Here is a 13,150-nt window from a genome sequence, read left to right as displayed (position 1 = left end):
CGCCGTGATCCGCACCGGTTGGATTCCCCAGCGAGCAATCCGCAGGGCTTCGGAGAGAGGGGTCTGGGGCGCCTCCAGAAACTGCAAAGTCGTGACGAACACCGTCAAGTCGCGGGACCCGGCGGAGATGCTGCGATGGGTCCTCTGGAGAGGTTTACTACAAGGCCATCGCCCGGTTCAGTGGACGGCTGTGCGCCGTCCGCTGAACCGGCTAAGAAGATCGAGGATGGTTATGATCTGGCGAGGTCGAATCGATCCAGGTTCATCACTTTGCCCCAGGCCGCCACGAAGTCGCGCACGAACTTCTCCCGAGCATCGTCCTGCCCGTAGACCTCCGCGATCGCGCGCAACTGGGAGTTCGAGCCAAACACCAGATCCACGCGGGTGGCGGTCCACTTGATCTTGCCGGTCTTGCGGTCGCGCACCTCGAACAACTCCTTGTCGTCGGACATCAGTCTCCACTCGTTGCCCATATCGAGCAGGTTGACGAAGAAGTCGTTCGTCAGCACGCCCGGCCGCTCGGTGAACACCCCGTGCTTGCTGCCGTTGTAGTTCGCGCCCAGCACGCGCAGCCCCCCGACGAGCACCGTCATCTCCGGTGCGGAGAGGGTCAGGAGTTGCGCCCGGTCCACCAAGAAGTGCTCGGACTTGATCTCCGGGTACTTGCCGCTTCGGTAGTTGCGGAAGCCGTCGGCGATCGGTTCGAGCACCGCGAACGAGGCGGCGTCGGTCTGCTCCGCCGTGGCGTCCATGCGCCCCGGTGCAAACGGCACGGTGACGCTGACGCCGGCGTTCTTCGCCGCCTGTTCGACCGCGGCGCAACCGGCCAGCACGATCAGGTCAGCGAGCGACACCCTCTTGCCGCCACCGGCCGCCTTGTTGAACTCGCCCTGGATCGCTTCGAGCCTGGCGAGCACCTTGGCCAGTTGCGCCGGCTGATTGACCTCCCAGTCCTTCATCGGCGCGAGGCGTATGCGCGCACCGTTAGCGCCGCCGCGCTTATCCGAACCCCGAAAGCTCGCGGCCGACGACCACGCGGTGTAGACGAGCTCGGACACCGAAAGACCGGAGGCCAGCACCCTGGCCTTGAGCGCCGCGATGTCCTCGTCGTTCACCAGCTTATGATCGACGGCGGGGATCGGGTCCTGCCACATCAGGTCTGCCTCAGGCACCTCCGGGCCGAGATAACGCGCCTTGGGGCCCATGTCGCGGTGCGTGAGCTTGAACCAGGCGCGCGCGAAGGCGTCGGCGAATTCTTCCGGGTTCTTGTGGAAGTGGCGTGCGATCTTTTCGTACTCGGGATCGTAGCGCATCGCCATGTCGGCGTCGGTCATGATGATCGACACGCGCTTGGTCGGGTCATGGGCGGCCGGCGCCAGGTTTTTCTCGGTCTTCTGTTTCGGCGTCCACTGCGAAGCACCTGCAGGGCTGCGCGTCGGAACCCACTCGTTGCCAAACAGCATGTCGAGATAGCTCATGTCCCACTTCGTCGGCGTGGGCGTCCACGAGCCTTCCAGGCCGCTACCGATCTGATCACCGCCTTTGCCGGAACCATGCTTGCTGATCCAGCCGAGACCCTGGTCCTCGATGTCGGCGGCCTCTGGCGCGGGTCCGACCAGGCGCGGGTCACCTGCGCCGTGGCATTTGCCGAAGGTGTGGCCGCCGCAGATAAGCGCCACGGTCTCGTAGTCGTTCATCGCCATCCGCGCGAAGGTTTCCCGCACCATCTTGGCAGAAGCGAGCGGGTCTGGCTTGCCGCCCGGACCTTCCGGGTTGACGTAGATCAGGCCCATTTGAACCGCGGCAAGCGGGTTTTCGAAGTCGGGCTTCGTTCCACCGCGCCGGTCGGCGAGCCACTCGGTCTCCGAGCCCCAATAGACCGACTCGTCGGCCTCGTAGACATCGGCGCGCCCTCCGCCGAAGCCGAAGGTCTTGAAGCCCATCGACTCCAGCGCGCAGTTGCCGGCCAGCACGATCAGGTCGGCCCAGGAAATCTTGTCGCCGTACTTCTTCTTGATCGGCCAGAGCAGCCGGCGCGCCTTGTCGAGGTTGACGTTGTCGGGCCAACTGTTCGTGGGCGCGAAGCGCTGCTGGCCGAGGCCGGCGCCGCCGCGGCCGTCGCCCACTCGGTAGGTGCCGGCGGCATGCCACGCCATGCGGATGAACAGCGGCCCGTAGTGGCCATAGTCCGCCGGCCACCAGTCCTGCGAGTCCGTCATCAGCGCGTAGAGGTCCTGCTTCAGGGCCTTGAAGTCGAGCTTCTTGAATTCGTCGGCGTAGTTGAACGACGTCCCCATCGGGTTCGTCGCCGGGGCGTACTGGTGCAGGATTTTCAGGTTCAGCTGATTGGGCCACCAGTCGCGGTTCGATAGGCCTCTCCCGGTTGCTTGTAAATTTGCTCCGCCCGTGACCGGGCACTTGCCATCTTCGTTCATAACGTTTCCGCCTTTGTTGTGTGACTCGGCACGCCCGGAACTCGGGGTCCCGAGGGGAGATCACTCCAGGTCGTTCAAGAGCGCAAACCGCATGTCGTCGGGAACGGGAACTGTCGCGTAATAGTTGGGGTGACTGATTCCCAGGTCGACCCGCGTCTGAAGATTCTGCAAGTCCGTCTTCGCCCGGTCCGGAACACGAAACCGAACAAAATGGACGGCGCTGATTTTCTCTTCTTGACTCCGTCCTGCTTCAAACACCCCGTAGATCATGTGCGGACCGATGCGCAACCAGACGGTCTTCTCCCGATCCAGGCCTTGCAGCCGATCGAGGATCTCCTTCACTCTGGATTTGTCCGTGATTTCGATCATCAGCGTGGCGCTGAGCTCGCCGGGAGCCGGGATCAGTTCGTTATAGGTCTCGACTTCGGCCTCAACCTTCTCAACGTCCGTGATTTTCTCGGCGCGGATCATTTCCTGAATCTGAAACCAGATCGTCTCCCGGTTCTCGAAGACGAGCGTGATGCACTCTCCGACCGCGATCCGCCGGCTGCGCTTGAGCGCGATCGTCCATCGGCGCACCTCCTCACGGGTCTGTTCGTATTCGTCGAGAGGCTTCAGGTCTTGAACCGTCAACGGTTGCATCGCAATCACCTTCGTTCATAATCCATACGCTTGCTTGATAATCTGGATCGGGTGCAGGGTGGGGCGACCGGCCTGACCGGCTTGATCGATCTGCAGAGCCGCCAGCGGACAATCGGACGCGACGAGATCTGCCTGAGCTTCCTTGACCTGGCGCACCACTTTATTGGCGATTTTCATGGACAGCTCGAAGAACTCCGCTTTAACTCCCCAGGTTCCATCATGTCCCGCACATCGCTCGATCACCTCCACCGTGGCTCCGGTCAACTCCATCAATTCCTTGGATTTGAAGCCGATGTTTTGATCCCGGAGATGGCAGGGAATCTGATAGGCGATCTTAAGCGGACGCCGTACAAAGTCCATGTTCAACTTCCCTTGCCGTTTCAGCGCCACGAGATACTCACAGATATCAAACGTACGGGCACTCACCGATCGGGCGATGTCGGTCTTGAGCAGGTCCGGATATTCCCGCTTCAGCATCAGGCTGCAACTGGGCACCGGTGCAATGACGTCGTAACCCCGGCGGACCCATGGCTCCAACGCACGCAGGTTGGTCTCGGCCATCCGCTTGATCGTCGCGACGTCGCCAGTGTCGAAAAACGGCATCCCGCAGCACTGTTGCCCATCCGGAACGATCACCTCGACCCCGTTCTTTTTCAGGACCTGCACGGTAGCCCGGCCGATTTCGGTGCAGTGGTAATTCACCGTACAGGTCGGAAACAAGGCGACCTTGGGGCCGGACGTCGAGCCCGAAGGTGCGCTGGTTGCATGGGACCTGGCCCACCAGCGGGGAAACGTTTCCGATTGGAAGGGAAGGAGCCGGCGCTCGCGATGGATCCCGAGCGCAGCGTGCATCACCCGGCGCAGGAAGGGATTGCGATTGGCCCAGTTCACCACAGGCGCGAGCAACGTTCCGACACGCCCAATGATGTCTGTCCGGACGAGGAGTCGATCACGCAACGGCGGAGTGCGTGCCTCGGCGTAAATGCGTTTCCACATCACCATCAGCCTGGGAAAGTCAAGATCGAACTGGTGCGGCGGCGTGTAGGGACAATGGTTAAAACAGAGCTTACAGTAATAGCATTCGTCGACGATCCGGCGCGTATCGTCGGCTGTCAACTTGTGGACGTCACTGTCCACAACGTCCAGCCGATCAAGCAGGGTGTTGAACGACGGACACAGATTGATGCATCTCCGGCACCCGTCGCAGATATCGAAGATGCGGAGCGTTTCCTTTTCGACCGCCGCGCGGTCTATCCGGTCACCTGCCAGGTCGACCCCTTTCATCCTCTCCTCACCGGATCATCTCCCGGTCCCGAACGGCTCGGCGTTACTACACTTTCAGTGTCTCCAGTCCCTTCTTGAATCTGTTGGCATGCGAACGTTCTGCCTTGGCCAATGTTTCGAACCATTCAGCCAATTCCGGAAAGCCTTCGTCACGCGCCGTTTTGGCCATGCCCGGATACATCTGAGTATACTCATAGGTTTCGCCTTCGATCGCCGATTTCAGATTGGCTTCCGTATTGCCGATCGGCACCCCCGTTACCGGGTCACCAACGTCTTTCAGAAAATCCAAATGTCCGAAGGCGTGTCCCGTCTCCGCCTCGGAGGTGTCCCGGAACAACCCGCCCACGTCCGGATAGCCTTCGATATCCGCGCGCCGCGCAAAGTACAGATACCGCCGATTCGCCTGCGACTCCCCGGCGAAGGCCTCTTTAAGATTCTCGAAGCTCTTGGTCCCCTTCAGGCTCTTTCCCATGATTCACTCCTCCTTTGATGGTGAACGGTCCCTCGTCTGGCGTGCCGACTTGGAAGCCGCTGCACGAAACTCCACAAGTCAGTTTCTCACGTTTGCGACATGTTCCTGTTCTCGAACTCGACGTCTCGTTCGCCTCCCCACCTCGCTCGACACGGTTCGCAATACCCGCGAAACTCCACCCGATGCGTGCGAATATCGAAGCCCCGCTGATGCGCGGCCGACGGCCGTAGATGATCCAAGGTCTCGTCGTACAGGTCTTCGATCTTCCCACACCTCACACACACGAGATGATGGTGTTGATCCATATTGGCATCGTAGCGTGAACTCGCATGCTCGACCGGCACTTCCCAGATCAACCCCGCCTCCTTGAGTGCAGTCAACGTGTAGTAGACGGTGTTGAGCGAAAGCATGGGAAAGGTTTGTTTAACGGCATGATAAATATCATCGGCGGTGGGATGCGCTTCGGTATTCATCAGCATCTGATAGATGGCCAATCGCTGAGGTGTGAGCTTGAGCCCTTTCTCCTGAAATCGCTGCTGCAAACGTACCGGTGTGAGGTCGCGAACGGTCTTCATAGGAGTACGCCCCGCGTCTTTACTTGGTTCCTAAACAGGAATCATCCTCAATTTATTCCTGCTTGTGTCCTCAGCGGGCTCAGCATGGGCCGCAAGCTCCACGCCGAGCCCCGCTGGTTACGATTTGGGCCACAATGGCCACATATTGAGGTCCGGCTCGGTCCGTCTCGATATCGTGGGATGTTCCCGACCATCGTAAACGAGAGCCTTGGCAGACTCGATCTGCTCAGCTTTAAACGTATAGGGCCACCGGTTCAGAGCCGATTCTTCGGCCTCCCTGCGGAAACCGGTTGTCTGAAGGACAAGCTGCCCGTTGCCCCTCTCAGGACATCCGGCCAAATCCTGGGTGCGCAAGGGCCACCGGTTAAGTTCAGTGGTCTCTCGAGCGCAATTCTCGGGAAGAGAAACCTCGAACGCCTCAGCCGTTCCTGATACTGCTGGAAATCCCAGCCCCACGATCGCGACAGCGATGATGAAGCGACCGGGCCACACTTGCCGCATACGGTCTGTAGATCGAACGTGATTCATATGTAGCCTCCTTTCCTTTTAAGCGGCCCATAAGAACCGGCCGCCGTCTTTCTGGTCCAAGCGAGCTCCTTACCCTACTCACCGTCATTGCATCTCATTCCCAATGTATGATCGAGGCGACGCACTCTGAATGATAGGTCGGCTTTGCGACTCATGATTTCTCCGCATCAACTGGTTCTGGGATTCTGCCAAGGCTTCTGACAGGTTCATGATGAGCCGTAACAGGTCGCTCATTTGATGGGTCAGGACACCGACGCATTCCCGCAATCCATCGCTCTCCGCCTTAGCCGCCAATTGAGGACAGGTATCGACAAGCGAGGCCTCGTGATCATGGACGGCCGGACCATGGACCAAAGATTCATGTGCTGTCGCTTCACCAGCGCTACTGAACTGCTGAGCTGCTGTTGACATGACATCCCTTGTCTCATTGACGGCATGAGCTTCATGAGCCAAGCTAGGATTGGCCCAAAGTCCAATGCCAAGAAGTGCAAGGGCCAACATCTTCTTCACCATAACCATTATTACCTCCTATTTAATAATTGTTCTCATTCAGTAATCGATACTATTTATAGCCGAGAAGCTCATTCTTGTCAAGACCCGCTACAGAAAATTTTTCGTTCAGAGTTCTCTTCCTACTCGATCCAATTTTCTTTCACCTTATTAGATAGTTACACAATTCCCCATGTCACTATCCCCTGCACCGGGGACTCCTACCATCTTGGGCCATCCACGAAAATTCCCATTTCTCCCCAGTGATTAATGTTCCTCCCTCATCAATCATGTGAGAATCCTCGCTGATCAGGAAGAGACTCGTTCCCGTAAGGCAATGGGGCTCAATACCTTCCACTTCAGCTTCGATGCACCTGAAACTCACACCGAGCACGGAGTGGGATGTTCCTCTTACAAATTCATTGCATAGAGCGAGTCATGATTGAGTATCTTGATCGATGGAATTTTTACAGGGTCTCGCCTGTTTCAGGACTATCAGGTGACCCGATCCTGACGAGTTTCTCTCCCGATTGTCTACACAAGGTCAGGCGAAGCTGCCTGGCTGGGCAATACATTCGAGTTGTCGTAGAACTCATCCTTGGGGGCTGGACGAGGTAGACAGTCCCCTTAACCTGGCAAAGGCGCCAGCACTAGTTTCGAGAGGGATATTTCCTTCTCGAAGCTGTTGCTCTGGCGCCTTTTTTATTTGAGGTGGCGTGATGGCTTGTTCCAACGTGACGGAAACTGCTCAACAGTCTCTGGAGAACTCAACCGACCGTGATTCCGAATCAGGCCAGTGCTCACCGCTCTTGCCCGCCTTTATGTGGAATTGCCGGACAGCACTCACGCGCCGAATCGGCAGCTCTGCGTGGCCGAGAACGCGAGGGCTCGGGAGCCGGTCGTGGTCGCCGCGGCTCCGGCCTCGATTGTTGCGGGAACGAATGGCTCAGCGGAACCCACAAGGTGAGCGTGATCGGCATCGGCTGGAGGTGTGGTCATGAAGCGCGAGGAGATCATGTACTGCTCCCCATTTGTCGAGCGGCCACGAACTGAGTGCTGTGGCTGAGTGGTGGTTGTTCAATCTGACACGGTGTCCGATCCCCGAGTGCGGAATGCCAATACCGCGTGTTGGACCTGCGATCCAGGTCCCGAGCGCCTGCTCCAATTGTGGCCGGCTGGTCCGGTCACGGAGCCAACGCAGCGTTTCCTTGAGCGTGCGCATGAGCCGTTCCGTCTCCGCGTTCTCCTCCGGGTGTAGTCGCGCGTGAAGGCGGGCGTGGGGCCGAGCGTCGCACAGGCCTTCATGAACGCGACGGCCGGGGGCGTACAGCCGGTATCACTCATGCGGTGCCGCTCCTGATCGCGGCTTCCGTTGGGGAACGGGCGCTGCACTGCCATTGCCAACGCGGCCAGCCAGCGCGATGTCTTGGCTTGGAGGCCGGCAGAAGACCCCACGATCTGTTTCGTGTACCAGTCCAACACCAGGACGAGGTAGACCCAGCCGACCGGCTTCACCATCACCGTGGTCATATCCATCTCCCACCACCGATTCGGAGCCGTGGGCCCCGGCTGACTGCGCATCGGCGTCCGGGTCGCCTTCCACCGGGGATTGCCTGTCACGATCCAGCCCTGCGCTCGGATCAGCCGCATGAGGCGCTTCTTGTTGACGGCCAGCCCGTCCGCACAAGGCAGGTGCGCCCCCAGCCGGTGAGAGCCCCCAAACGGCTGCTCCGCGTTCAGCGCCTCGATTCGTACCAGCACCGGCGCATGGCGCTGGTCGACCGTCGGCGAGCGGTGCCCGCTCCTGGCTAGGCCTCTTCGTCGCTTGTTTTGAGCTCCAGCGGGAGCTCCTCGACCAACTTTTTCAGCCAGGCGTTCTCAGGTTGGAGCCGCGCGTCACACTCCGTTTGCTGGGCCACCTCAAACGCTTTGGGGGCGTTTGAGAGACATTGATCACGCCACTAGTAAGAGTGTGCTTGACTGATCTGGTAGTCCTGACAGATGGCTGTGACCGATTGGCCCTTGAGGCCTTCGAGCACGATGGTGGGTTTGGTTTTCGCGTCCCACTTCCGTCGCTTCATGGCTCATCCCTCCCTGGTGGATCAGCCTCAGTTTACTGAGTTCAGTTGGCCGTTGTCTTAGAGGGGAGCAGTATAATCGACTATCCATCCAGGACGCTCGAGGCACCCATAGCGTTTGGACGGGACAGAACCTGACCATAATTGTTTGATGAGCGATAGTCGCACGCCCCAATGGAAGTCCAAACCGTCAGGGATTATGACACTCATTGGACGCAGCTACGCGATGTCCGACGCCTACAGGACCATTCGGCTGGTCTGTCAGAGCGACGCAACAATATTGCTGCGGGCGAAAGCGGGACTGGGAAAGAACTTGTGGCGAAAGCGATTCTTACGGCAAGCCTGAGGCCGAACGGTCCGTTTCTGGCGCTCTATTGTGCCGCGGTAGCCGAGACCCTCTTGGAAAGTGAACTGTTCGGCCCTGAGCCTGGCGCCTCTACCGGGTCGATTTGATTGCGAAAAGAGCGGTTCTAGCAAGCTCACGGAGGCACCTTGTTTCTCGATGAAGTCGGGGACATCCCCGTCACTACCCAAGTCAAGCTGCTGCGCGTTCTCCAGGATCGACGATTCGAGCGGGTCGGAGGTACCCAGCCCATTGCCGTTGACGTTCGACTGATCGGGACGACTCACCGGGATTTGGATGGATGATTATTCGAGGAACCTTCCGAGAAGATCCTTTTTTATTACCGATTGAGTGAGTCTGGCACCATGTCTTCCGACATAAATGTCTGTCACGTTGTCTGTTGTCCGACAATAGTGTCAGCATCAGACCCGGTGATTCCATTCAGAACCCAAGAATCCTCGCGAATTGCCATTGTGAGGTGTGGCATCCAAGTTGCTTACTTAATTTCGTGAGGCTTGAAGCAGACAATCGACTCGTTATGGTTTATCAACTCAACCCATTTGCGAAGACGAAGGAGAGGTATCATGGTGTGCCGGTGAACTTGCTTGTGAAGTTTCTCATGACCGCCGGATTGGCGCAGCTGTTCCAGGTGGGGCTGCACATGGAGCGGGAAGCCTATATCGTTTTGGCCGTGGGCCTCTTGCTGACCTTGGCAGTTCACCTCCTTCAGGCCCGCCTCGTCAAGCTTCAGGCCACGATGCTCGACGCCGTCGGCCAGTTGCAGCCCCTTCCTTCGCTGGTGGAGCTCATTGAAGATGTCGAGGCCGCCAGAAAAGGGCGCGCGCTGGTTGAAAGCATGCGCAATGTACTCGGCATGCTCCGGCAAGGAGACATCCCGCTGACCGAGAGTGAATGCTATTACGAAGCCACGCAAAGCCCCGGTCAGTGCATCCATCTCGTTCAAGCGGTCAATGCTGTGGATATCACCGACTGGATCGGAAAGGTACAAAAACGGAATTACGACCAAGCCCAAATTTAAGCAAGCCGACGCGGGGTCGACGTGGACCGCAACTTTGTGCTTCACCGTAAAGAATTGGCTTCGCTGGAGATCCAACGGACAATCAAGAGCCAACTGGACGATGGGGTCAAGGTGCACGTGGCGCTCCGCGAAGATTTGCGCTTTTCAGGAGGACTCGGAACTGGAGAGGGAATTGAGGAGGTTACGAATTTCGTGCTCTTCGACCATCGGAAAGCGCGATTGTTCGGACCGCTCTGCTGGAAATCTATTATGGGGGAAAAAGTGCGACTGCCTAGCGAACTGGCTCGATTGGAACGAATGTACAGGATTTTGCACCAGCATGCGAGCTCCGCCGAAGAAGCTCTCCGCATGGCTCCGGCCAGCGTCGAGATCGCTGAGGAGGACCCGGTGCAATCACATCTTGATCATAATCTGAGATGACCAGATGCCTCGTTCCAATGCGACGAACTCCCTGAGTGAGGCCCAAACATGAAGAGAGAAGGAGTGAACTATCCCAAGTTCGCGGATAAGTTCGCGGTGATGGATTTCGAGGCCGATCCTCTGCCGGTGCTGTCCTTGTATCCCGTACCGCCGCAGACGACGCTTCACGAGCTCGGCATCGAGATCTGTGGTCTAGACCAGCATCCTCGACGAATTACCTGGCATGACCTGGCCGCGTTGCCCTTTGTCTCACTTAAGGCCCCGCTGGTCTGTCAGATCTTCAACTGGTCCGAAACGGTCGAATGGGGAGGCATCAGGCTGGTGGACGCGCTCGATCACCTCAAGATTGACACCCATCCGGAGGGATACTACGCCCTTGCGTCCCGTGATGGGATGTATTTCGAAGCCTTATCGCGAGACGAGGCGCGAGATCCGCGAGTTCTGCTGGCAACCATGTTGAACGGCATCCCGCTTCCGAACCAGTACGGAGGACCGCTGCGATTGGTAGTGCCCTTTCTTCAGGGTTATAAGAGCGTCAAATGGATCGGCGCCATTAAGGCGTACCGTCACAACCCGGTAGGCATCAAGCGTCTGCTCGGCCAGAGTCGAACTGGACAACTCAGTGCGTCATGGAAGAAACGATTCGGGATAGAGCAACCGGTGGGCCGTGCGGCCGACCCCGCAGAGTCCATGGTTGCATCGGTCCGTCAAACACCAATTGATGCGGTGATGCGACAGCCGAATGCCCCGGCCGTCGAGGCCACAGTGTTCAGTTCTCACCTGACGGTCGTAGAGGAACACCTCAGCCGCTCTGATTCGCTGTGCGAGGTCATGGCGGTTGTTCGACCTGACAAGCGAGCGGCGACTCAGAGGGCCTTACGACAGATCGGCGTTGTGGCCTACAGCGCACAGCCGGTGATGGGTCGAAGTCGACAGCGGGGGCTGCGATTTCCATCGGCTGGAGCCCAGATCGGAAACCGCCCGGCGATCCGATTCCTTCCGAAACTGCTTTTTATGATGGTGATCGAGAAGGCAATGGTTGCCGAGGTGATCGAGGCCTTGATCCGGGCCAACCGGAGCGGCCCCGGTCACTTTGGAGACGGAAAAATATTCGTGTTGGAAGTCGCTGATGCCGTCCGCATCAGCGCAGCCGAATACGACCGTGTGACTGTGCGCTAATTGTTGCCGGAGGACCGCTTGTCATGAAGAGGATTTTCGCGATTCTGCGCCCAGAGAAAGAGAACGATGTCATCGCCGCGCTAGAAAAGGAGAATTTCTATGCCCTGACTAAGTTCCCGGTGACCGGGCGCGGCCGGCAGGGCGGGATTCAGGTCGGATCGGTGACCTATTCCGAGCTTGCCAAGCTGATGGTCATGCTCGTGGTCGAGGATCAAGACTGTCCACGGGCCGTGCAGACGATCAAAGACAGCGCCCATACCGGCCACCCGGGCGACGGGAAGATCTTCGTTCAGGAGGTCCAGGAAGTTTATACGATCCGAACGGGACAGCGGGAACTCTAGAAAAAGGAGGCTGCGCGGAGATGAAGAAGCTGATCGCGGGGATTCGGAGCGGCGACCCCGGCTCGCTGTTGGCGGCCTTTCTCTATTTCGACGTGAGTTTCATGGTGTGGGTCTTGATCGGCGCGCTGGGGGTCTTGATCTCTCAGGATTTGGAATTGTCCCCGACCCAGAAAGGGCTGATGGTGGCTGTGCCGCTCCTCAGCGGGGCGGCGATGCGGATCCTCATTGGAGTCCTGACAGATCGGTTTGGCCCGAAGCGCATCGGCGCGTGGAGCCTGTCGGTGGTGATTATTTCGCTGCTCTGGGGCTGGCGGGCGGCTGGGAGCTTTCCCGAATTATTGGGGCTCGGCCTTCTTCTGGGAGTCGCAGGGGCGAGCTTCGCGGTCGCGCTTCCGCTGGCCAGCCGGTGGTATCCATTGGCGCATCAGGGGCTCGCAATGGGCATCGCCGGGGCGGGTAACAGCGGGACCATCATTGCCGTTCTGGTGGCTCCGCGAGTGGCTCACCTTGATGGAATCGGATGGCATGGCGTATTCGGGCTCGCCATACTCCCCGTGCTGGCGACGCTCATCGCCTTTTTGCTTCTCGCTCGTGAAGTGCCTCCCCGCACGCCTCCGCGGGCGGCCACAGTTCTCCGGGAGCCAGACCTGTGGTGGTTCTGTGGTTTCTACAGCGTCACGTTCGGCGGGTTCGTCGGACTGGCCAGCTTTCTGAGTATCTTTTTCCACGACCAATATGACGTGGAGGCAGTCCAAGCCGGAATGCTGACGGCGCTCTGCGTCTTCGCCGGGAGTCTGATCAGACCGGTCGGGGGCTTCCTCGCCGATCGAGCGGGCGGGCTCAGGCTCTTGAGGCTCCTCTACGGGTTCATCGCCGTCCTGTTTGGGTGTGTCGGCCTCCTGCCCCCATTGTATCCGGTCGTGGGTCTCATGTTTCTCGGGATGCTGGCGCTGGGCATGGGAAACGGCGCGATTTTTCAATTGGTAGCCCAGCGGTTCGCGGGCCAGATCGGCGTCGTCACCGGAATCGTCGGAGCGGCGGGCGGAGTCGGAGGGTTTTTCCTTCCCTCCCTGCTCGGCGCGCTAAAGGACCTGACCGGCTCTTATGGAGCGGGATTTCTCGTGTTTGCGTTCATTGCGCTTGGTTGCCGGGCCGCCATAGCGGTGCATCAACGGCGATGGACGCTGGCGTGGGCACCGCCGGTGGAAGAGTTAGCTCTAGACCAACCGAGGCGGATCAGAATGGAAGTGGTCTTCGGAGGCTGATCTCCACACGGAGGTTCATGACCATCCCGTCCACCGATAACCGCCTTCAACGAAACGAGC

12 protein-coding genes and 1 pseudogene are annotated in these 13,150 nt (G+C 58.9%); 6 read left to right on the top strand and 7 right to left on the bottom strand.

All coding sequences use genetic code 11. From position 1 onward, the window contains the following. Positions 1–230: 230 nt before the first annotated feature. The 7 genes from katG to AB1555_15575 form a co-directional block, all read right to left on the bottom strand. Positions 231–2,435 carry a catalase/peroxidase HPI gene (katG, locus tag AB1555_15605; protein MEW6248119.1) on the bottom strand — a complete coding sequence of 735 codons (2,205 nt, stop codon included), beginning with the start codon at positions 2,433–2,435 and terminating at the stop codon, positions 231–233. Positions 2,436–2,495: 60 nt separating this feature from the next. After that, the gene (locus AB1555_15600) at positions 2,496–3,077 is read right to left on the bottom strand and encodes a DUF3501 family protein (protein MEW6248118.1); all 582 of its coding nucleotides are present in this window, start codon (positions 3,075–3,077) and stop codon (positions 2,496–2,498) included. 15 nt (positions 3,078–3,092) lie between these two features. Next, a complete protein-coding gene (locus tag AB1555_15595) occupies positions 3,093–4,361 on the bottom strand; it encodes a heterodisulfide reductase-related iron-sulfur binding cluster (protein ID MEW6248117.1) in 1,269 nt (422 codons plus the stop codon). Between the two features lie 46 nt (positions 4,362–4,407). After that, on the bottom strand, positions 4,408–4,833 hold the full coding sequence (locus AB1555_15590; GenBank protein MEW6248116.1) for a rubrerythrin family protein: 426 nt from the start codon (positions 4,831–4,833) through the stop codon (positions 4,408–4,410). A gap of 86 nt (positions 4,834–4,919) precedes the next feature. Beyond that, positions 4,920–5,408 carry a Fur family transcriptional regulator gene (locus AB1555_15585; GenBank protein ID MEW6248115.1) on the bottom strand — a complete coding sequence of 163 codons (489 nt, stop codon included), beginning with the start codon at positions 5,406–5,408 and terminating at the stop codon, positions 4,920–4,922. A 612-nt stretch (positions 5,409–6,020) separates the two neighbouring features. Beyond that, a complete protein-coding gene (locus AB1555_15580) occupies positions 6,021–6,455 on the bottom strand; it encodes a hypothetical protein (GenBank protein MEW6248114.1) in 435 nt (144 codons plus the stop codon). Between the two features lie 1,047 nt (positions 6,456–7,502). Continuing rightward, a complete protein-coding gene (locus tag AB1555_15575) occupies positions 7,503–8,186 on the bottom strand; it encodes a DDE-type integrase/transposase/recombinase (GenBank protein ID MEW6248113.1) in 684 nt (227 codons plus the stop codon). A 491-nt stretch (positions 8,187–8,677) separates the two neighbouring features. Between AB1555_15575 and AB1555_15570 the strand changes: the two are divergent. The 6 genes and pseudogenes from AB1555_15570 (at position 8,678) to AB1555_15545 (ending at position 13,090) form a co-directional block, all read left to right on the top strand. Continuing rightward, positions 8,678–9,151 (top strand): annotated as a pseudogene (locus AB1555_15570) (sigma-54 factor interaction domain-containing protein). Positions 9,152–9,384: 233 nt separating this feature from the next. Further along, positions 9,385–9,885: a hypothetical protein gene (locus AB1555_15565; protein MEW6248112.1), complete on the top strand. Its 501-nt coding sequence runs from the start codon at positions 9,385–9,387 to the stop codon at positions 9,883–9,885. A 21-nt stretch (positions 9,886–9,906) separates the two neighbouring features. After that, entirely contained in the window at positions 9,907–10,305 is a 399-nt protein-coding gene (locus tag AB1555_15560) for a hypothetical protein (protein MEW6248111.1), read from the top strand. Positions 10,306–10,353: 48 nt separating this feature from the next. Continuing rightward, positions 10,354–11,484, top strand: coding sequence for a molybdopterin-dependent oxidoreductase (locus tag AB1555_15555; GenBank protein ID MEW6248110.1), 1,131 nt, complete (start codon positions 10,354–10,356; stop codon positions 11,482–11,484). A gap of 23 nt (positions 11,485–11,507) precedes the next feature. Continuing rightward, a complete protein-coding gene (locus AB1555_15550; GenBank protein ID MEW6248109.1) occupies positions 11,508–11,825 on the top strand; it encodes a P-II family nitrogen regulator in 318 nt (105 codons plus the stop codon). 20 nt (positions 11,826–11,845) lie between these two features. Continuing rightward, entirely contained in the window at positions 11,846–13,090 is a 1,245-nt protein-coding gene (locus AB1555_15545; protein MEW6248108.1) for an MFS transporter, read from the top strand. Positions 13,091–13,150 lie beyond the last annotated feature (60 nt).

It is taken from the genome of Nitrospirota bacterium (assembly GCA_040755395.1).
Lineage (GTDB): Bacteria > Nitrospirota > Nitrospiria > Nitrospirales > Nitrospiraceae > DATLZU01.
The sequence above is the reverse complement of the archived record's forward strand: the minus strand, read 5'-3'. Positions and strand labels throughout refer to the sequence as shown.

Bases quoted from the DNA above. Each gene is read 5' to 3' on its own strand.
- katG (MEW6248119.1), bottom strand. From the start codon at position 2,435: ATGAACGAAGATGGCAAGTGCCCGGTCACGGGCGGAGCAAATTTACAA.
- AB1555_15600 (MEW6248118.1), bottom strand. From the start codon at position 3,077: ATGCAACCGTTGACGGTTCAAGACCTGAAGCCTCTCGACGAATACGAA.
- AB1555_15595 (MEW6248117.1), bottom strand. From the start codon at position 4,361: ATGAAAGGGGTCGACCTGGCAGGTGACCGGATAGACCGCGCGGCGGTC.
- AB1555_15590 (MEW6248116.1), bottom strand. From the start codon at position 4,833: ATGGGAAAGAGCCTGAAGGGGACCAAGAGCTTCGAGAATCTTAAAGAG.
- AB1555_15585 (MEW6248115.1), bottom strand. From the start codon at position 5,408: ATGAAGACCGTTCGCGACCTCACACCGGTACGTTTGCAGCAGCGATTT.
- AB1555_15580 (MEW6248114.1), bottom strand. From the start codon at position 6,455: ATGGTTATGGTGAAGAAGATGTTGGCCCTTGCACTTCTTGGCATTGGA.
- AB1555_15565 (MEW6248112.1), top strand. From the start codon at position 9,385: ATGGTTTATCAACTCAACCCATTTGCGAAGACGAAGGAGAGGTATCAT.
- AB1555_15555 (MEW6248110.1), top strand. From the start codon at position 10,354: ATGAAGAGAGAAGGAGTGAACTATCCCAAGTTCGCGGATAAGTTCGCG.
- AB1555_15550 (MEW6248109.1), top strand. From the start codon at position 11,508: ATGAAGAGGATTTTCGCGATTCTGCGCCCAGAGAAAGAGAACGATGTC.
- AB1555_15545 (MEW6248108.1), top strand. From the start codon at position 11,846: ATGAAGAAGCTGATCGCGGGGATTCGGAGCGGCGACCCCGGCTCGCTG.